Below are 20,119 nucleotides of genomic sequence, written 5' to 3'. Positions count from 1 at the left end.
GTCAGTCGATCTGCAAGTTATCAGGTGCACACGGCAGCTGATTGTGCTGACACCACCGACAATGATCGCCGGCCGAATACTCGCTGAACGAGAACTCAACAATCCGGTTCATCGCCGTCGTGACGTCGTCTTTGACAGCCTGCAACTCTGTCTCGCTGAACGTGCGCGTCTCGACTGTAGGGCCGATATCGCCGACGTAGGCATAGCCCGCCTGCCTCACCGGCTCATCGTACAAATCACGGCAAGCTAACAGATAGATCGGCAGTTGCTTGTCGTCCCCAAGATCGCGGTATCGCTCGGTCGCCTTGTAATCGATAACCAGTAAGTCGTCATCCGGCGTCCGGTAGACGGCGTCGATGAACCCGATGAGTTCGTGACCGTCGATATCCAGTTCGAATTCCCGCTCCGCGTCGATGATGTCGTAGGCACTCAATTCCAGTTTGAAATACCGGTCGATACACTGTTTCGCCGGGTCGAGGGCATCATCGGCGCGGCGCTGACTGGCAAGGCGCTCGCATATCTCGTACCAGTCTTCTCGGTCCACTGTCCCTTCGTTGGCCGCCTGTTCTGCCGTGTCGTGAAACAGCAGCCCGATGTCACGCTGAGAGATGCCATCGGAGTCGTCCTCACCAGTGGCACGATAGTCCGGATATGCGTTGACGACGTAGTCGAGATAGTGCTGTCGTGGACACTCTTCGTACGATTGCAGCGACGTGTAGCTATGTGAGAGAGCTGGCGTTGCCGTCGTCGGGCCCGTAAGGGATTCGACCTGGATGGTCAGTCGTTCGCCTACAGGAGAAAGGCGACCATCGACTGATGACGAGGCGAACTCAAGCACGCGCTCGCGGGCAGTTGCGGGCGAGAGATCGTTGTCCTGATACTCGACTGCACCCCCGACCTGTCCAATCTGCTCGTTGGCTAGCGTCTCAGTCCAGTCCGATGCTTTGGGCGGAAGGCAGTCGTGGATATCCTGCCAGATCGGGAGGTGGTTTCTCCCGGGTCGCCACGGGACACGCGTTGGCAACAGGTCATCGACAGTTGTAGCGATCGGATGGGTGTCGGACGAATCGTCGTCGCCGTCTTCCTCTTCGTCGTCATGGCTACCCTGGAGGACGAGAATGTCTTCAGCACGGGTAACCCCGACGTGGAGTACACGACGGGTTTCCGCGGCGTCTCGCGCGATGAAGTCTTCATCGAAGGCAGCCGTAGGGCCATCCGAGAGCCCGGCTTCCAATGTGTCGTACGTCCGCGACCCCGGTTCCCACTCATCGGCCGTGAGCCGCGGCATAAGCACGACCGGGAAATCCAGCCCTTTGCTTTTGTGAACGGTCATGACGTTGACGGCGTCGTCGGCCAGCTCAGGTTGGTCGGTCGGTGATGACCCGCTCTCGGCGAACAGCGACTCGTAATGCTGGAGTGACTCGATGAACTCGCTCGTCAGCGGCGGCTGCACGGCTGTGTGCCCATATTGGTCGATAACCTCATCGAGTTGTTCGAGGTCACGCCGTTCTTGCTCGCTCAGATACCACTCGATATTCGTTACGTCCTTGAGTTCGCTGAACAGGTGCGAAAGCGAGGCTCTGTCCCGAATCTCCAGCAACTGCGTCGCGTGCCGACGCGCCTCTTGAACACGTTCAGGCTCTTCGAACTCCGAGAGTGGGGCCTCGCGGAGCTCCTCAATCAGGCTACCCTCATCGTCATCGTGGTCGTTGAGCCGACGGAGATCAGCGTCCGTAAGCCGGTAGCGCATCGTCAGGACACGGTTCCAGCTAACCTCATCCTCTTCGGGCCGGGCCAGCGCCTTCAGGTAGGCGACGACGGTGCCAACACCGATCGATTCCGTCGCTAGGTCGCCGACAACCTGATACGGGATGCCAGCCCGGTCGAAGGCATCGAGCAGCGGCGCGGCATGGTCATTTTTCCTGACGAGCACGGCGATGTCACCCCGGTCGTAGGTCTTGTCCAGTTCATCGGCTGCCCCCGCCAGGAGATTCTGCGTGACTGTCACGAGTTGCTGCGCCCGGTCGTCTTCCTCCTCGGCCTCGTCGATAACTGCGACTGTGTCCCCATCGTAGTCTGGTTCGTCGATGCGCGTCAGCGTCTTCCCATCGGTGCGCTCTTCGAGCCGGGTCAGCAGGTCGTTTGCGAGGTCGAGGATCGGCTGGCGTGACCGGAAATTCTCTTCAAGCGGTTTGTCCGTGAGCGACGGGCCGAACTCATCGGTCAGCTCCGTGGTGATGTTCGCAACGCGAGCGCCGCGCCACTCGTAAATCGCTTGGTCGTCGTCACCGACGACGAACAGCCGGTCATCGGAGACAAGTGACGTGACCAAGTCGAACTGGAGCCGGTCAGTATCCTGGAACTCGTCACAGAACACGTACTCCCATCTGTCGGCGACCTCGTCACCAACCTCGCCCGTGAGTAAATCGACCGTTTTCACGACGAGCCCATCAAAATCGATCAGATTCCGGTCGTCGAGTTCGCGCTCGTAGCCGGCGTAGCCAGCAACCAGATCGCGTGCTGTGAGGCACTCATCGATGAAGGAGTCGAGATGCGCTGGCAACTCCATCTTCAGCTTCGGAATCCCTGACGGTGCACCGCTGCTGTATCCCCCGAGCAGGTACTTTGGCAGCTTGTGCGCATCTTCAGGCAGCGACCGATCACCCGCCTCGTGTGCCTCGAAGGCTGCGATGAATGCGTCACACACTGCGACCAGCCGATCGAGAAAGTCCACGACTGCGGCTTCGACCTCGCTGTCGCCAAGATCGTCACGTTCAGCTGCAATCTCGGCTCGCACGTCTCGCAGCCCGTCAAGTACCGACGATACCGAGCGGCCGCCCAAGTGGTCGCTCGCTATTGTTTCGATCCGTCCCGGCAGGTCTTCAAGTTCATAGAGCTTCTCAGCCGGGCCGAGGAACGCATCGATCTCGTCGGGCCTGATACCGCTGCGTTTCATCGTCCCGATGAACGACAGGAGTTTCGACGCCGCCCCGCTACCACGGAACTCCGGGCCGTACACGTTGGGCTTCACCCATCGGTACTCGATTTTATCGAGGACATCAAGAACAATCGCGTACTTTTCGGCGTCGCTGACGACCTCGAAGTCCGGGTCGATCCCGGCTTCATAGGCGTAGTCAGTCAGGAGTTCGTTACAGATCGAGTGATAGGTATACGCGTCGATATCATAGCCTGCCGTGCCGAGTTTCGCGTTGAGTTTCTCTCGCATCGACCCGGCAGCGTTGTTCGTGAACGTGAGCGCCAGGATCCGGTCCGGTGACACACCCTGCTCGTCGATCAGGTGCTCAATCTTCCGGACCATTGTGAACGTCTTGCCAGTCCCGGCCCCCGCGAGGACGCGCATCGGGTACGCGTCGGAATCGATGATAGCCTCTTGCTGATCCTCCGGATCGACCTCGTCCTCAACGGTCGGCAACCAGTCAGGCGCGTCGTCAGTCATCGTCGCACCTCCTCGGCGAGATACTCAGGGCACATCTCCCGGTAGTCACAATCAGAACACGCTTCCTCGTTGATCAACTCGAAGGGCTCTGGCGCGTGAGCACCGCTCGTGATACCCTCGTGGGCTGTTTCGATGAGGCCCCAAATCGTGTCGTAGTATTCGTCGTACACACCAGTTGTTTCTCGCGGCCGTCCACGAACCGATATTTCGAACCCATCTGGCGTACTCTCAGCGGTCGTCTCGTAGAACAGCGCGTAGAAGGTGAACCGAACGTCCATCCCCTCCTCGTACAGGTTGGATTGCTTGACGCCCTCGATGTAGGTGGCCGTCTGGAACGCATTCTTCACCCGTCCCGGTTCGTGCGTTTCTCCATTCAGGTGTTCTTCGAGGTATTTCGCCGTGTAGGACGTGATGATACCGCTGAGTCGGCGTTTGTAGTCGATTATGTGGAGGCCATCCTCAGTCCGAAGGACGTTGTCTGCGTACCCGTGCAGCCCGAGACCATCATGGATGGATTCAAGCCATTTCTCGGTAGCAACTGACCGTCGAGCGTGCCGAATCCCGTCCCCACCCTCAGGATCAAAGAACGCCTCGATCGCCGCACAGTTCTCCGCACGTTGGTAGTCCTGGTGGGCGCGTGTCTCGTATTCATCGGGGTCGAGGTTGGCCTCCCACTTCTCGTCGAAAGCGTCCATGGCGCGGCGATAAATCACGTCAGCATCGTCGTCAGGATCGGTCGCCTCGCAGACGGCCTCGATTGTCTCATGATACGCCAGCCCCTGATTGAGATAGAGGCGATTCTGGTCGGGCGTCGAGACGTCTTTCACGTAGTCGTGGTCGAACTTCCGCTGACAGTCCGCATACGTCGCCAGCCGTGATGGCGACAAGTACACGGTGCCATCGTCGTTGGTGTTACTCACGGTGAACCCTCCCGGCAGCGAAATCGAGCCGTGCATGCAGTGCCTCCCGAAGTTGCTCACCGCGCTCGCCACTATCGGCGAGTAACGCCTGGATTTCGGCGAAGTCGGTTTCAACATCATCGAGCGAGATAGTCACGTCCTGACTGTTCGCACGACGGACATCTGCGAGGGCCTTGTCAACCCGTGAGAGGAGGAACTTCTCGGCTGCGAGTTCTGAGTTGATCGGTGCCTCGTCTGCGTCTGTCAGCCATGGACACTCTCGGTACGCATCCGCGAGGAAACGTGACGGCTGGACCCGTTCGTCGAGTGCCGTATCCTCGTGGGTGTGCAGACTCACATAGAGGCGTTCTGTCGCACTTGCGGCTCCGACCGCGAGCAACCTACGTGCGTGCTCGGCGTGATACTGGCGTACCGGGCGGCTCGATGCTGTCGAATCCGTTGTGAACGTGGCCGTGACAGCATCGGCCTCGACCTGCGAGACCCCGGGATAGTCCGGCATACGCGTGACCCGTTCCTGCGGGAACAGACTGCTGAGTTGTGGTTGGCCGGGGTACCGTTCGTCGGTCACCTGCGGAATGAACACGACGCGGAACGAGCCGTTCTTGAGCGCTCGGACGTGGTCCACGCGGACGCCGCCATCGCGCTCAATCGCACTGGTCTGGTTCTGTTGGGGTGCATACTCGTGGGCTCGTGTCAGCATCTCCGCGAGCGAGGCCCACGTCGCGTCCATGAACGCCGTGTCTTCGAGGAAATCAGCCATGTTGAACGCACGGCGGACGTTCGAAAATCGGGTGCGGGCGGTGAGCGGTGCCGTATCAGCTGCGACCCGTTCTTTCAGCCCCGATTCACTTGCCCATCTGCGAACCGCTTCCCCGAGGTGGTCCATCTCGGCGAGTGCTGTCCGGAGTTCGTCTGTGAGGTCAGGATCCTCGACCGTTACTGCATCTTCGGCGTCCAGCTCGGTTTCGCTCGCAAGTGTATAGACCACCTGAAGAAGTTCACGAATCGCTGGATCGTCACCGAACCCGATGACAGTCGCCGATTCGGTCGGGATGCCGGCCTGTTCAAGCGCCTGCATCGCCTCGATGACGGCCTCGCCACTGTACTTCAACGCGACCGCGATGTCCTCGTATGCGACGTCCTGCTGCTCGCGGATCTGCTCGATCTCATCGGCGATGCGCTCCAGTTCGTCATCAGCCGTCTCCGCAACGAGAACCTGCACGTCCCCGGTGTCGGGGTCAGTAGGTACCTCATCCCGGGCGAAATACGCGGCTGTGGCTGCCGGGCGCGTCGCCGGCGGTGTTGCGTCAACCGTCTCATGGTCGGTAAACGAGACGTGGTCGGTTACCGGGCCTGTCTCGGTCCACGTGCGCCTGATGCTGGCGTCGGTTTCCGCAATACAGACGAGGTCTCGACCGTCGGCCAGGTTCTGTAGATAGCGACGATCGGACTCAACGAATTCCTCGAATTCGATGGCAAGCACCGCATCAACATCAAGCACATCTTCGTCCGGGTCAGCGAGGATTTCAGTCGCCTTCGTGACCATCTGTCCACGCTCTAAATGGTCGTTGGCGTCCAGCCAGGCATGGAACTCGTCACGCACTGTGGCGACTTCTAGGAGTTCGGGTGTCGTGTCGAACGTGACGTTCTGCCAGGTCGCGGTCTCCAGCAAGTCGGCAATATCACTAATGAAGGACTCTTGTTCCGATGCCTGCTGAAAGTACTCGTGGTCCCACTCCTGGTCCGCCAGGAACCTGTGGATGATTTCCCGCCGCATCGCGTCCGAGAGGATCGCCCGGTCGTCCGTACGGTTGATAACGTCCGTCGCGTGGACGATCACCGAGGTCACATACGGGACCGCAGCGCCCGGACACTCGTCGCCGAGCACCTCCCTGAACGTCGTCATACTCGTCGGTGAGCCTGTGAGGACGAGTACGTCCTCGTGGTCGTGGTCTACGAGGATGTCGCGGTACTGTTCAACAGCGACCGACTGAACGGTTTCTGACCCGAAGGGGACTTCGAGTAGTGTGCCATCAAAGGAACGCCAGTCAGTCATTTGGTCCTCTCCAGACACTGGATCCCACCGGACGTTCTATCTTTGAAGAGAGTCCAGCGGTCGTCATTAGTCGAATATATCTCGGAATACATCATAAGTTTCCCCCTCGCCACGTAAAGATAAGGACGAAAAACGGAGACCGTAGTTCAATAAATAGGCAGCAGATTACAGACGACTCACCCTCAAGAATACTTTTCTAGGTGGCGGGAGTAGTCGTGGCTTATGTATCATTCTGAGAGTGTATCGTCGAGGAAGACGGAGCGAAACTGATGCTTTCGGAATCCGATCTCTACGAACGTTGGCGGAACCGATGGGGAGATTTTCTGGAAGATGTTGATGAAGCGGCTGGTGATGATCGTGTTGCCGATGCGCTTCGTGACAAGGTCATCATCGGTAACGCTGAGCGCAAGATAGCAGGCGGGCACGAAGGACGAGAGATCCTTGAGCTGCTGCAGAATGCCCGTGACGCGATCCGCGAGGGTGACCGTGATAGCGGGCGAGTCTACGTGGGGGTGTACGACGAGGGGGTGTTGGTGGCGAACACCGGCAGCCGATTCGATTTCTTTGATCCACAGGTCGAGAACGCAGTAACGATGATTGGCGAGACAGGGAAGGGCGACGAAGATGATGATCAATCTATCGGTCACAAAGGTGTTGGGCTGAAATCGATTCTCGCTACTGGCGATTCGTTCGAGATCTACACCCGACCAGAGGAGGATTCCGAGGATATTCTCGGGGTTCGTTTGAGTCGCTCGTATCTTATTGCGTCCTTGTTGACTCGTCTTGGCTATAATGTCGATGTCGAAACGCTGACCACTGATATCAAAGACACAGAACTCGCAGCCATCCTCCAGGAGCAATCGGTGACCGGCTCCAATGATCTGTCCGCGGATCTTCGTGAAGACCTCTCAAAGTTACCGCTGTTCAATTTCCCGGCTCCAGTGGATCTGACTGCGTCAAAGACGGAATCCGACCCGATTGTCCAACGGGCGACATCGCTCCTTCGGGATGTTGGGACGGATGAATACGGACACACAGTTGAGGAGCCATTCAGAACAGCTGTCTTCGTTCGGTATCGAGACGATGCTTGGCGCGATCTGCTTGAGGCGTGGGATATCCCGGAACCGGAAGAAGATCAAGGCGACATCGAAACCCGGCCAGAACGCATCTGGAAGTACCTCTCACAAACGGCTGATGATGAATCAGGGCTTCAGCCCGAAACACTGGTTCAACTCGGTCATATCGACGAACTGCACCTAGAACGGATTCACGGTGGGAACGGGGGTGTTGAAACAGCCGAATATTGGGAGATTGACCGTGAGCGATCGGAGTCGGTTACTCACGACGAACTGACGCATGATGACGTTCGCGTTGCTGTCTATCAGGGGTCCGACTCAAACCCGATCGCTGTCAGGGGATTTGATCAATTCGCGTTCGACGATGGGGGTGACTTCGGCACCCGACTACTCGTCAATAAACTCCCGGACAGCCAAGATCACGAGACAACTCCGATTCAGAGTTATCCGTTGTACCTCTTCTATCCGATTCAAAACACGTCAAACAACCCCTTCCCCTTCTGTCTTCACGGCCGCTTTAGGGTCGAAACCAACCGCAAGGATCTCAGTCGAAACAATTCAGATCATAATCAGGCTGTCCTCGAAGAGGCCATCGATCTGATTTCAGCGGTCGGGATAGAAACAGCAGAAGCTCAACACCAGAACTCGAACGACTACAGCGATCTCTATCCTTGGATTCTCCTCCCCTCGCAACCGGACGTGGAGGTCACAGATCCATCGACTCCGACGGAACTGCTCCAGTGGTTCAACACAGCTCTCTTCGAGCGATTACGTGAGATCGATTGTATCCCGACAGCCTCAACGAATCCGGTGTCGGCAGCCGAGACACTGTTGCACTGGAACGCTGACATTCTCACTGGCTACAGTGCCTACCACACCATCCAAAGACAACTCGAACAGTCCTCATCAGTGGACCATGCTGAGTCAGAGCTGCGCCCAATTCCTGCGACAGAGATCCTCACGACGTATCAGCAGTTTCCTGCAGACTGGTCTAACCGCATTCAGGCTCTCGTGGGACCAGAGGATCCCTTGGAGGCGAGCAGAGCGATTGCGAACGAGTGGGCTCGAACTCTTGCCCAAACGCTTGCTGTAAGCGACGAGAGCGAACCCGCGGTTGCGACAGCGGCTACCCCGGCTCGGGAATTACTCACCGGTACCGTCTCACTCTTAGTCGAAGGCACGGAGGGCGATGATGATCTCCGAGAGTTCCTTCAAGAGCATGCTGACGTATTCGATGGCGTGCTTCTGCTGCCGTGTAAGATTCAAAATGATTCAGATGATGACCGGGTGTTTTTGACACGACTTGAGCGACGGCGTGCAGATGGCGGTGCGCAGCACGACAGTAGCTCCCGGTCGGTCATTTGGGATATCGAATCCGCCGCACAGAGTGTTGATTATCCGCCGACACCGCCCGAGAAGTCGAACTTCACGGTGTACTTCCTGGACGAGCCTGTTCAAGAGTCCGGGCACGTCAACCGGGTGTTGAGCCGGGCTGGCCGCGCGTGGGGACTCCGGGCGTATGAGGGCATTCCGAGTTTCTTCCGGTCATTGCTTGACGCGTTCGTCGATGGCGGTCATGACACCATCCATCCAATTGACTTCGCGTTTCTCGCGGTCCTTATCGACCGACTCGGTAGCGAATCCAACGATCTACAGGCAGACGAGGGATCGTTCTTCCCGATAGAGTATCTTCGAACCGCAATCGAACAGGGCGAAGGCGGCGATCAGCGACAGAACTTGCGTCGGCGCGTTGACCTCCGAGAGAACGATCTCATCTTACCCGGGGCACAATCAGCTCAGCCACTCGCCGCGACAGTGCTCGACGACGACTGGCAGCAGTATCGGGCGCAAGCAACGACCAGTGATTCCGAAACCGAGACGACAGATGACTGGACAGCTCTTGCGACGGAGGTCTATCCTGGAGACGTGTGGCCTTCGCCAGAGCCTATCCGTGAGCGTATTCAGCGGCCAGTCAGCAACCAGGACTTAGCGAGGACGCTCTCGTTGCTCGGAGCGGCAACGCTTCCCGGTATCCAGATCGTCTGGATGTACGGCGACCAGCATCCGCGGATGCAACGATCGCCACATTGGAATCCAGACGAATGGGACACCGAGAGCTTCAGTTCGGGTATACCCGATAAAATCAGTCATCTTCAGCAGACCCTCAGGTCATACGACAGTGAGTATCAAACCCTGGTCACGGCACCGGAGTACCATCCGACCGATACGGCCGACCACTCCTCAAAATGTGATGTCAAGCATGATCGCATTCTCGACGACGTAACCCTCTCATCATGGACTTGGATCGATGATACCGATCGATTGGCATCCCACGGTAACGCGGTTCGAGAGCTCCTCCGTCGGCATGGCGACGCCTACATTGACACACTTCTCCAGACTGGCTGGTGTTGCAGTCACGGCCATAAGCGTCGAACATGGACCCAACGGGTCCCAACGCTGTTCAACTGGCAACTCCGAACACTCTCGATTTGGGAGCCGATGCTGGACACACACGAGGATGTTGTCGATCAATGGGAAGCCGAAACGACTCGGCTCCGATATGCAGTCGTCAGAACAAGCACGCGGGGTGCGCAAGCTGCTAGGCTATTCCCCCACGTGACTGAAGAGACAGTAGACGAGTTCTCGGCAGATGTGCTGGAGACACTCGGTGTCAAGCCGATCACCGAATTGAATGCGACAGAGGCTGCCGACCATCTTCAAGCACTCCAGGAAGCGCTCGCAGCAGAAGGGTTGAACGAGGACACGCCAGTACCACTGACGATCCCCCCGGATCGGACGAACGACTGGCAGCAGGCATATACACGACTACTGCAACCCCTGATGCATCAGCTCCCGGACGATGTTGAGTCAGGTGAACTTACCGATTGGCCGTTCCTTACCCACCTTCCACTCCGGGAGGGGAACAGTTGGGTCGCAGCACCGCTTGACTGGATCGATCGCCATGCCGACGATCGCATTCGCCATTACGAAGCACAGTCTCCCAAGCCGTGGGAAACCCAAGAGGTCGAAGACAACGACTATTTCGTGCTTCATCAACCAGCTGAAGGCCCGTTCAGCCGTCTCACAGACGCTCTTGGAGTCGAGAAGGTCGATGCCTCGAAACTCGTTCTTGAGCAGGATGCCCTTGATTTCGTGGGCGACAGCTACTCGGGTCAACTTGAACAGTTCCGTACCGAGTTGTTAGATCGGCGAGATTTGCTCGTCGCCTCGACTGAGCGAACAGATGAAGCTGAAATCAAACAAACGGCAGACGAGATTACCGCGGCAGCACGCGACTTAAAAGTCGCCGAATCGTTCCCTGATCGCGCATTACGGCAGCTATCCGACGACAGGTCAGCACTCTACCGAACCACGGACAGCAACGACGCGCTGCTGTTTAATGAGACAGCACTCGATGGTGATCTCACGCTGGATGCACTTGCAATGGGGCTTGCCCTCCTGGTCGAACGACCCACAAAAGTAGCGACGTTCCGAGAAGCACTTCAGCCGGATATCGAGATTCGTGATCTCGAAACCCGATGGGCGCAGCTGACGTTCCCCATCGAGACAGTCAAAGAACTACTCGGCACCCGGGAAACCCGCCAATTTGAAGCCCGTATCGATGCTGTATCAGATCTCCTGGATGCGATTACTGGCTCCCCAATCGAGCAGCGTAACGACGCCCTGAACGCGATTGCCGAGGTTGAACCTGCAGTTCTTGATGCTATCGAACAGTGGCTCGCACATGGTGAAACACCTGCCTCGGACCAACACCCGGAAGAGTCAATCGAGGCTCTCGTTACAACCATTCGTGCCCGTGTCCCTGACGACCTTGCGTTCGTGCTTTCGTTGCTGTTCGATTCATCACCACAGAGTGATTCGTGGCCTGAGGCGCTTGAAGCAGCCGACCTCGGTTCATCGACGGAAGGGACTATTATTCAGTGGTTAGCAGACCATCGCCGAACGCTTCACTCACACCCTTTCGATCCTGATATCCCGAATCGATATGGTCGGCTCTTGACCGTGAAGCAGGCGGTCGAAAATACGGATTCGGAGGAACTCACCGAACTGGAAACGTGGCGATCTCGACTCCAGGCGTTCACCACCAACGACCAGACGGATCTCCCTTGGACAGCAGAAATCCCCGAGTCACTCGCTGAGAGTCTTGATTGCCCACCGCGGTTATTCTATCTGACCGTCGATACCCGGTTAGAAACGGTCATCGAACACGAATTGGACACAATCGACACGTTACTGCCAGACGACGCTGAGGGCTGGCGACCTGCTATCCGGCGATACATTGACGACGGGACGTTTCCAGAGCCGACCACTGACAGCGGTGCCCAAGAACATCAAAACCAGGCCTTCTCGGATATCACATCGTCTGTTGGGGATGGAGACAGCATTTCATTCTCCCCCGATACCGACAGCCAAAGTGGCCTCCCAACTCCGGAACGCGCGTCACCGACATTGACGGTATCGGGTGGGTCTAGTGGATCCGGTGGTGGAAGTTCACAGTTCCGCGGTCGGGGACAGCAGGCAGAGGCGTACGTCATGGCTGGAATTCTCGAACGGACTGCTGACTGGATAGAGGACAATCCTGGCGGTGTGTTCCGGCACCTTCGAAGCGGATTCCAGCAACTCTACAAGAATCAGCAAGGCACGAATTTTAAGTGGCATGTCGATACTGCATGGGAGAACCGCCTTCTGAACATTCTCGATGATATGGGGAGACTCTCGGAGCAGCAGATCGTCGATTGGCAGGATCGTCTGCAAGACGGCGAACAACTCAGAGACTTTCCGTTTATTCAGCTTATCAACGTGACGATGGAGCGCGGTCCTGGTTTCGACGTTATTGACCCATTTGGTCCGGTTACACAAGAAGCGCAGTCAGACGGGTTCGGGCTCACGTTCACGCCTGTCGAAGTGAAAGCAGTCAATGGACGTGAGCCACCGTTCCGCTTCCGCCTGACGACTAATGAGTACCGCCGGTGTAAAGCGTTCATTCGAGAGGGAGACACTTCGTATGTTATTCGTCTCGTGAGTGTGCCCGACGTTGATACGCTAAATTGGCCGCAGCAGACGGCGGTTGCCTCCGAGAAGATCCTAGATACGGTTGAGGACGTCGAGACCATGATAACAGAGCAGGGCTTCGAGAATGTCGTCAAAGGCGGCTACATGAACATGGAAATCGAGTAATCGACCACCCAATTGAGATACTGACAAAAAGGAAAGTCAGATGACGGGAGGATTTATGGTCTGTAGCTGACTCTTTTCGTGATATGGTACAGATCAACGGGGTGGCTATTTTTCGCTGTTTTAAAGAGCGAGATAGCCCGGAGACGTTAGGAATCGTAGACACCTCCGAGATCGGAGACCCTGAAAATGAAACGATTCGTGATGTCTCGCAACGACTTGTTGAAAACCTGATTGATGATCCAAACGTAGGCCGACCGCGGAAAACACCGAAGTATGGGCGGAGCAAATCTGCTCGTATCCACGAGTTTGGCGAGGATGCCTCGGTAGAGCGAGAGAACGGGCTGGTAACGAAAACAGTATTGGAGGAGTTGCGGGCCAGTACAAAACTCGAAAGGAATGGAGAGGCTGTCGCTGAGTGGTATTTGACAGAAACACAATCGCGGTCGGACCTTCTACTGATTGTGCCGTACGAGTTCGAGGATCACGATTTTGTGGCAATCATTAATACGGTCGTGCGAAAGTATTTACTACAGTAGTCGTATTCTCTCGTAATGGGCCGGCTGGACGATATTACTCTGGAAGAACTCCACGAGTTACGTGAGCAAACGGAAGGAGAGATCCCGCGAGAACGTGTTCTCGCGGCGATCGGCCGGAAGCAGGGTGATGAAATCGACAGACTCGCCGAACGCCACGATGTTGTCGAGAAAACGATCCGCAATTGGCTCGATCGGTTCGACGAAGAACCGATCGAGCAGGCACCCTACGACCAGTCTCGACCTGGACGGCCCTCGAAACTTGCAGACAATCAGCGCGAGGAGTTGTTCGATCATCTGCAAGAGCCACCAACTGAGCGGGGCTACGATCAGCAAGCGTGGTCAACGAAGCTCCTGTTACACCACGTTAGAGAGGAGTATGATGTCGAATACAGCAAGGGTCATGGACGAAAGTTGATGGGGAAGGCCGGGCTGTCCTGCCGGACAGCACGGCCGCGCAATCACGAAGCTGACACAGAGAAAGAGGCCGAATTTCAACAGACAGTTCAAAAAAACGACCTGAACTGACCGAGAAAACCGTTGTTGTCGTCGATCAGTTTACCAAACGCGTCGGCACTGTTCAACGCCGTGGCTGGTACCCGATTGGGTCAAATCCGACGATAGAGACATCGAACTCATGGGATAAGGTGACAGTGCTTGGCGCTGTCACCGACGACGGTGACAGCTTCTACTGTTGGACCGAAGAGAATCTCACGTCAAAACAAGGCATTTGGCTGCTTGGTGCGCTCCAAGAGAAATTCGGTGAAGAACTGGTTGTGTTTCTTGACCGTGCTGGGTACTTCTACAACAGAGATCTCTGGGAGCATGTTAGTGATGAGCGCTCGACCGAGACTGTCGAAGACAGTTCGGTCGAGTGCGTGCGCGGAGATGAGGAAGGTGAAGAGCATCTCGATGTCTGGTACTTTCCGTCGAAATTGCCGGAACTCAACCCGATCGAAGGGTGCTGGGATCGACTCAACGAATGGTTCAAGCATCGTCTCATTCCTGATCTCTCAGCGCTAAAACAGCAGATTCAACGAGGACTCTCTACAGTGTCTGAACCGAATATCTGGAACTATCTCTGTCCATGAGTACCGGTAAAATTTAACGCACGACCGTATAAGACGCCCTACTTGGAGGATGCGTATGAGACGGATCCGACGGAGATTTTGAAGGAAGCGGAACGGGTGATTCAGCGTAAGACGCACAAAGGGTTGATTTATCCGCATTATAATCAACACGATGACACAACAGATACGGACCGGGCAAAAGTCTACCAGAGTAGCGGAAGTTACTCGGATTACTGGTGGAGTTTCCTCCGACTAGAGGAAACAAAGGTTGACGATGAAGAATTAGTTGAGTATGTTGCTGACGGACGCGGTCCGTTTCCGGAGGTAGACTCTACCGAAGAACTGGATCAACTCCCGAATGAGGTGAGCAACGAAGATCTATTAGATGCAAAGGTAAAGCTGGAGATATCGGGAATCGAGTTAGATGTGACTTTGGGTGATTTAACCGACGGATCGACTGTTCGTCTCGCCAAGAAGGACGGTACTTATTTCGTCATACTGACCGGCGGGAAGCCGGATATCCAGGCCATAGATCGAAACAACAAACACACCGTGTTTCCGGATCTCAACGACTTTGAGGAACTTGACGCTGTGCTTGAACAGTACCTATGAATATTGGAGATCTTGATGCTTTACTTGCCTCACTCCAACCGATCCATACGCAAGAAAAACTGACTGAAGAACTGCACGATATAACAGCAGACGTCACCATCACAGACCACAGCAAGACGGAACTAACTTCGCTCTTCACCAAATTGTATCAGCACCCCCGCGTGCTTAGCGATTTCAGTGTTGATCTACGGCAAACAGGAATAAGTGAACACTTGTTCCGGATTACGGACCGTGGTATCGATTTAGACGGACAGACTTTCCAACAACTCGGTGACGACACATCAGTCAACGGTCCGGGTTACGAACGCCAGCTATCCAGTCATAGTGCGCAGGGAAGGGATACACAGCTCATTGACACTCTGGCTGACTTGCTCATTGAGATTGAACAAGATACGGCGTATACCGTTGATTGTCCGGTTATTCTGGATAAACAGGAAATCGGTGATGTCATTCTGACAAATGTGCCGTTGAACGATGTTCAGTCACATGATGTTGACCCCCTATTTTGGTTCGATATTGAACAGCTCCGATCTTGGCTTGCTGACCACGCGTTCACCGACTATGGTTCGCGGCTCTTCACCCAAGACCAACTACCGATGCTCGTTTATTTTCAAAATACCGGTGAATCGGTGGATGGGACAACATTATTCCCTGTCTTCCAGTTGGGCGAGGATATCTCGGTGACACAGGAATCGTTGCAGGAGTACAGGAGGCGTATGTCACTTGTAGGTGAAAATACAACCTTTCGCAATAGTGCACCGATTATCACCCCCGCGATCTTTGCTGATTCACCGTCGCTTGCTAACGTGTTCAAGACTGCGACTGTCTATGCAGTCTTGTCTGTGTTTGCGGATCGGGTAACCCAAGATGAGGGAGTGTTTGAATTCTACACGAAGCATGGACCGGAAACGTTGCAGTCTGTTGTAGATATTGACGCTCAAGCATCTGGTATGGTACACAATCAAGTTAGCAATCTCTGTTCGTTATATCATGATTTTTCAGATCGAGAGGATCGAGCAACCTTCGTTGGGTTTTGGCGTCGGAGTGTTGTTCAGCAATGTAATGACATCACAGATATACCAAATACAGTTGATGCGATCCGCGACCATTATCGGTTTATTGAGGCGGAAACGGTGGAAGGCAATTTTGACGATCTGAGTGATGCGGTGCGAGATACTCACGCCTTCATGACCGATATCACGTCCCAAGTTGCTGATACGACCGCGGCGTTGTCGAACGAAATCCAGCGCCTCGTATTCACGCTTTTAGGTGCGATTCTCGCCAATTTGTTTCTCATCCTCCGTTGGGGCAATATAGACATGGTGGTCCCGTTCTCTCTTTTTGTGATCGGAGCCATCCTTGTTTTCTACTTCCCGTTGATTGATCGTCGGATTGAAGAACTAGATGAGATCAAATCAAAAGGCGAAGAGGACTACACAACTTACGACGATCTGATTACCGGCTTCACCGGGGAAGCATTTGATTTCAGTGAATTGCGGGTACGAAAAGACGAATATATGACATATGCAGATGAACGTTTGGATTGGGCACGACGTATTCTCCGCCGACTGCACGCCGTCCTCCTTCTCCTTGGAGTTGGCTTTGCCCTCTTGGCTACAACACTCTATCCGACACGATCCTCCCAAGTCATACTTGCTGTCGTTTTCTTAGCTATTTTGGGCTATCTCTCAATCCGTGTATATACGACACCAGAGACTCACAATTATTACCGCGTCAGTCTCCCTATCCACAATCCAAATAATGCCGATGAACCGGACGACATCCTCTACACCAACCATCTCCCCGCTATCATGTTCGGGATCGTCCTCCTCTTCATTATCGGTAACGGGCTTACCCACTATCTACCAATATAATATCAGTCGGGGGTTGTGCATCCGGACACCTGATATTCAGCATGACGCTCTCGACCCGCTCAGAACCGGGTAGCACAACTCGACGGAATTCACTCATCTAGGCGGATCCTCGTATGTTTGTACTCCAAAATAGATATTCTCAGCTTCACCCCCGCCATATTAGCACAAAAAGTTCATAACTGTCCAGAATATAGTATAGAACAAGACATAACAATGAACAAAAACTCTGAAACCCCTAAAGAGAAACCGAATCACTATCGAACTAATCAGCATAAACAGTATTCTAGTAACACGCGATCATTACCACCAGAAGGGGAAATGGACCGAAGCGATGCTCTGGACGCCTTCGTGGAAGTTGTCAACGTCGTCCAACCAGATCATCCATCCAGGTCGTCACCCTACCCGATTGGCAGAGAAGACGTTGATTTTGGAGTGACACGCACACATCTCGCGTCTTGTGGACCACGAAGTCGTAAATCGCAATACACGGTCGGATACAGAACTCGGATGACCGCCATCAACGAAATCACACGCGAACGCCATCTTGCCCTGCTCGTGCACGAGAGTACTCACATCCCCGTTGGCAGCCATTCGACCGAGCAACACGGATCGCATCCTCCACGGTTCTGGAAAGGAATGGCGTTCAACGCTGCACTGGTCTATGATAGCCTACAGGACGGGAAATTAGCAGACGTGTTTCCCGACGCTGATCCGAAGGACTTCGTCCGAGAAGTGGTTGAGTCCCCGAACACACAAACCGTTGATCAGCGGTACTGGACAGTCAAAGAGTGCAAAGACGAAGTACACGATATTCTGACGTACTGCATCCACTACGAGCACTCCATCGAATATCTTCCAGAGTCATCGTACTAATTCTCAGGCCTTCCCAACTCACACCCACCCGAGCGCCGCGTTATGTTGTCTAAGATACGCCGGATCCAGCCCCTCGGCAGAGAGCCGCACCCGCTCACCAGCACGGTTGATGATCGTCCGCTGCAGTAACTCGCTCTCGGTCTCAAATGCAGGGTTCACGCGAAGCCGATAGTCCTGGTCGAGCGTGAATAACTCACGGTCAAACGCAGCGTGATGCGTTTTGCTCAGCGGGAGGACGTTCGCTACGTCAGCACGGTACTCAGGATAGTCACTCCACGACAGCACGTGGGCGACGTCCAACAACCCTGGATGATCAACACCCGACACCGGGCACGTTCGATCGTGCCGCGACAGGACTGTAGCTCGGAACTCCGGATCAACCGCCCGCGCGTGTGTCGTGGTCTCGTAGGTGGCGGCAATCAGTTCGGTGTCAGACGCAGTATCCGTCCACGTGGTATCTGCCCACTGTTCGACGGCGTCCGCAACGAACTGCCGACCCTCGTCCGTCAACATATACGCGTCTCCCTGCGTCTCGACCAGTCCCATGCTCCCCATCGATCTCGAAGCGAGGATGGAGGGACAGGACAGCAGGATATGGATCAGCATCGGGGGGAAGTCGGTCAAGGTCGAACGTGTTGTCGGGAGCGTCTTGGATACGGTGATAGAGGGTTTCGAATTGGTCGCGCTTGAGCGGCCACTTCTCGTCGCGGTCACGATCGGTGTACTCGATAATAATTCGGTGCTCCTGTGTGTCTGTAATCCGGAACTCCTTGTGAGAGAGGGGCGTCACCAGCGTTGCGTCAGCAGCGAGGTCGTCGGCCTTGTCGAGAAGCGTGTGCCAACTGACACTGAACAGCATATAGGTCCTCTTGTTCCTTCTTCATAGACCTACCTCTGGTCAAGTGCCATCGCCGAGGCGTATTTTGGACAAGGGGCACACTCTACCCGCTACTGGTTCATCGGCTCATAGTTCACACACAATCGAGAAACCGATTTAGAGCTGTGTTCAGGCAAGTAATCGTTGGATTGAATTCTGTAGCACAGTCGCATCAACTTCGATAAGCCCTGCAGCATTCGCAAATCCGGAATCGGTAACAGTCTCTGTGAACTGTGTGATGTCTTCTTGTGACAGGTGAGCGGTGACCTCCGACTGGAGCTGGTTGAAATCACTCCCATACCAAAGGAGTGCGTGAAGGTCAGCCAAATCTTTCAATCGCTTGTGACTCTTGTCTCGATCCGGAAAGGCTCGAACTTTCATTGCTGCAAGTATCTCTCTTGGAGCCAGACGGACCTCGGTGGGGGCTTCCCATTCGACGAACTCGTTGAGTACCTGAAATTCCCCGTCGCCAAACACTGGCTTTAGTAGTGGATCAGCTGGTGGTCGAAACCCGAACGCCTCAGCAAATGCGTCTAATTCTTCGGTACTCGGGAGCACATCGATATCGAGACGGAAGATCTCGTGCTGCCGATAATCGTTTGCTTCCTCATCACTGAGTCGTTCCTTCGTCATTCGGTGGAAGTACTGATAGAACCCAAACCGACCTCGGTTGTACTCCATCTCTGATTCAACGGCAGTGAGTGTGGTGGAAACGGGTTTTGACTGAAGCGTTTCGACATCCCACTCTGGTTCGACGTGTACGCCAAGATCGATGTCCCGTGAACCGATATACTCCCGCCCGTTTTCGGCTTCGAATGCTTCCGTCACGTGAAGATGGACTGCCCACCCACCGAGGAGACTCACAGGGGGTGATGTGGCCTCCAGAAGTTGTTGAAGTTCGTTCTCGGAGAATTCTGTGACTTCGTCAGAGTACTGGCTACGATCGGCATCACTCATGGTATGTCTCGATCAGGCGTTCAGCTGCTTCGACGCATGGCCCACCCTCATCAAGGAGATCAACAATCAACTGTGGGATAGAGACTGTCTCTATACCGTTGACCGTTTCCGCTCGGTAAAACACATGGCTGTCCGTAACTCTGAATTCTGTGTTTCCGCCTCCAATGAGTCCCTGTTCTTCGATGAGTGAAATCCATTCTTCGATCTCATCCGGGTCTACGTAGACTGCAGTGTTTGATGTGAAGAGAAATCCCTGCTGTGCGTTCTCTGCTTGGTAGGTTGTGAAGGCGTGAGTGAGATCTGTATCTTGTATTGTCTCAACCGGGGACTGGAGTGCGACAGTCACCGTTGATGGGGAGACACGCTTGTCCCGCCAGTAGTCGTAGAGACCACGTGGATCCTGAACGGTTGTCCCTTCAACGAGGCCCTTGTCTTCGAGTTGATTAGTGAATTTGGCGGTCCATGCGTCACTTGTTTCTGCTTCTTGTGCGAGCGCACGCTTGTTGAGATCGCCGTTTGGGTGCGAGAGAAGGATGCGGAGTAGACGCTCCCGGGTGAATCCGCGTTCCCGATCTGGTGGCTCAAGGAGCATATTATCTAGCTTATTCTCTATCT

At 55.0% G+C, this 20,119-nt stretch carries 13 protein-coding genes and 1 pseudogene; 7 read left to right on the top strand and 7 right to left on the bottom strand.

Annotated features, from left to right (window positions below):
• Position 1: 1 nt before the first annotated feature.
• From NBT81_RS13825 to NBT81_RS13815, 3 genes are read right to left on the bottom strand one after another with little or no spacing between them, the layout of a single operon-like run.
• On the bottom strand, positions 2–3,457 hold the full coding sequence (locus NBT81_RS13825) for an ATP-dependent DNA helicase (protein ID WP_338739433.1): 3,456 nt from the start codon (positions 3,455–3,457) through the stop codon (positions 2–4).
• Positions 3,454–4,377, bottom strand: coding sequence for a PD-(D/E)XK nuclease family protein (locus NBT81_RS13820; RefSeq protein WP_338739432.1), 924 nt, complete (start codon positions 4,375–4,377; stop codon positions 3,454–3,456). The genes NBT81_RS13825 and NBT81_RS13820 overlap by 4 nt, the downstream gene beginning before the upstream one ends.
• The gene (locus tag NBT81_RS13815) at positions 4,370–6,433 is read right to left on the bottom strand and encodes a DNA helicase UvrD (RefSeq protein WP_338739431.1); all 2,064 of its coding nucleotides are present in this window, start codon (positions 6,431–6,433) and stop codon (positions 4,370–4,372) included. Before NBT81_RS13815 ends, NBT81_RS13820 begins: the two co-directional genes overlap by 8 nt.
• A gap of 269 nt (positions 6,434–6,702) precedes the next feature.
• Here NBT81_RS13815 and NBT81_RS13810 point away from each other — a divergent pair, with 269 nt between their 5' ends.
• From NBT81_RS13810 to NBT81_RS13780, 7 genes are all read left to right on the top strand, one after another.
• Positions 6,703–12,708: a sacsin N-terminal ATP-binding-like domain-containing protein gene (locus NBT81_RS13810; protein WP_338739430.1), complete on the top strand. Its 6,006-nt coding sequence runs from the start codon at positions 6,703–6,705 to the stop codon at positions 12,706–12,708.
• An 83-nt stretch (positions 12,709–12,791) separates the two neighbouring features.
• A complete protein-coding gene (locus tag NBT81_RS13805; protein WP_338739429.1) occupies positions 12,792–13,244 on the top strand; it encodes a hypothetical protein in 453 nt (150 codons plus the stop codon).
• 15 nt (positions 13,245–13,259) lie between these two features.
• Positions 13,260–13,769 carry a helix-turn-helix domain-containing protein gene (locus NBT81_RS13800; RefSeq protein ID WP_338739428.1) on the top strand — a complete coding sequence of 170 codons (510 nt, stop codon included), beginning with the start codon at positions 13,260–13,262 and terminating at the stop codon, positions 13,767–13,769.
• Positions 13,733–14,332 (top strand): transposase, encoded by a 600-nt coding sequence (locus NBT81_RS13795; protein WP_338742561.1) that lies wholly within the window; start codon positions 13,733–13,735, stop codon positions 14,330–14,332. Before NBT81_RS13800 ends, NBT81_RS13795 begins: the two co-directional genes overlap by 37 nt.
• 42 nt (positions 14,333–14,374) lie before the next feature.
• Positions 14,375–14,923, top strand: coding sequence for a hypothetical protein (locus NBT81_RS13790; protein ID WP_338739427.1), 549 nt, complete (start codon positions 14,375–14,377; stop codon positions 14,921–14,923).
• The gene (locus tag NBT81_RS13785; RefSeq protein WP_338739426.1) at positions 14,920–16,797 is read left to right on the top strand and encodes a hypothetical protein; all 1,878 of its coding nucleotides are present in this window, start codon (positions 14,920–14,922) and stop codon (positions 16,795–16,797) included. Before NBT81_RS13790 ends, NBT81_RS13785 begins: the two co-directional genes overlap by 4 nt.
• A 507-nt stretch (positions 16,798–17,304) precedes the next feature.
• Positions 17,305–17,670, top strand: coding sequence for a hypothetical protein (locus tag NBT81_RS13780; RefSeq protein WP_338739425.1), 366 nt, complete (start codon positions 17,305–17,307; stop codon positions 17,668–17,670).
• An 18-nt stretch (positions 17,671–17,688) separates the two neighbouring features.
• On the opposite strand, the gene NBT81_RS13775 is transcribed toward NBT81_RS13780, so the two are convergent.
• The 4 genes and pseudogenes from NBT81_RS13775 to NBT81_RS13760 all read right to left on the bottom strand — a co-directional run bounded on the left by NBT81_RS13775 (position 17,689) and on the right by NBT81_RS13760 (position 20,096).
• A complete protein-coding gene (locus tag NBT81_RS13775) occupies positions 17,689–18,210 on the bottom strand; it encodes an HNH endonuclease (RefSeq protein ID WP_425498791.1) in 522 nt (173 codons plus the stop codon).
• A 1-nt stretch (position 18,211) separates the two neighbouring features.
• Positions 18,212–18,529, bottom strand: a pseudogene (locus tag NBT81_RS13770) (hypothetical protein); the annotation flags it as partial.
• A gap of 147 nt (positions 18,530–18,676) precedes the next feature.
• Positions 18,677–19,504, bottom strand: coding sequence for a nucleotidyl transferase AbiEii/AbiGii toxin family protein (locus NBT81_RS13765; RefSeq protein ID WP_338739423.1), 828 nt, complete (start codon positions 19,502–19,504; stop codon positions 18,677–18,679).
• The gene (locus NBT81_RS13760; protein WP_338739422.1) at positions 19,497–20,096 is read right to left on the bottom strand and encodes a hypothetical protein; all 600 of its coding nucleotides are present in this window, start codon (positions 20,094–20,096) and stop codon (positions 19,497–19,499) included. The genes NBT81_RS13765 and NBT81_RS13760 overlap by 8 nt, the downstream gene beginning before the upstream one ends.
• Positions 20,097–20,119 lie beyond the last annotated feature (23 nt).

The sequence above is a fragment of the Haloplanus sp. CK5-1 genome, from assembly GCF_037201915.1.
GTDB classification, from domain to species: domain Archaea; phylum Halobacteriota; class Halobacteria; order Halobacteriales; family Haloferacaceae; genus Haloplanus; species Haloplanus salilacus.
The sequence above is the reverse complement of the archived record's forward strand: the minus strand, read 5'-3'. Positions and strand labels throughout refer to the sequence as shown.

What these genes read in the sequence shown, in the direction of transcription:
- NBT81_RS13805 (WP_338739429.1), top strand. Translation starts at nt 12,792, where the DNA reads ATGGTACAGATCAACGGGGTGGCTATTTTTCGCTGTTTTAAAGAGCGA.
- NBT81_RS13760 (WP_338739422.1), bottom strand. Translation starts at nt 20,096, where the DNA reads ATGCTCCTTGAGCCACCAGATCGGGAACGCGGATTCACCCGGGAGCGT.
- NBT81_RS13800 (WP_338739428.1), top strand. Translation starts at nt 13,260, where the DNA reads ATGGGCCGGCTGGACGATATTACTCTGGAAGAACTCCACGAGTTACGT.
- NBT81_RS13765 (WP_338739423.1), bottom strand. Translation starts at nt 19,504, where the DNA reads ATGAGTGATGCCGATCGTAGCCAGTACTCTGACGAAGTCACAGAATTC.
- NBT81_RS13810 (WP_338739430.1), top strand. Translation starts at nt 6,703, where the DNA reads ATGCTTTCGGAATCCGATCTCTACGAACGTTGGCGGAACCGATGGGGA.
- NBT81_RS13825 (WP_338739433.1), bottom strand. Translation starts at nt 3,457, where the DNA reads ATGACTGACGACGCGCCTGACTGGTTGCCGACCGTTGAGGACGAGGTC.
- NBT81_RS13780 (WP_338739425.1), top strand. Translation starts at nt 17,305, where the DNA reads ATGACCGCCATCAACGAAATCACACGCGAACGCCATCTTGCCCTGCTC.
- NBT81_RS13785 (WP_338739426.1), top strand. Translation starts at nt 14,920, where the DNA reads ATGAATATTGGAGATCTTGATGCTTTACTTGCCTCACTCCAACCGATC.
- NBT81_RS13815 (WP_338739431.1), bottom strand. Translation starts at nt 6,433, where the DNA reads ATGACTGACTGGCGTTCCTTTGATGGCACACTACTCGAAGTCCCCTTC.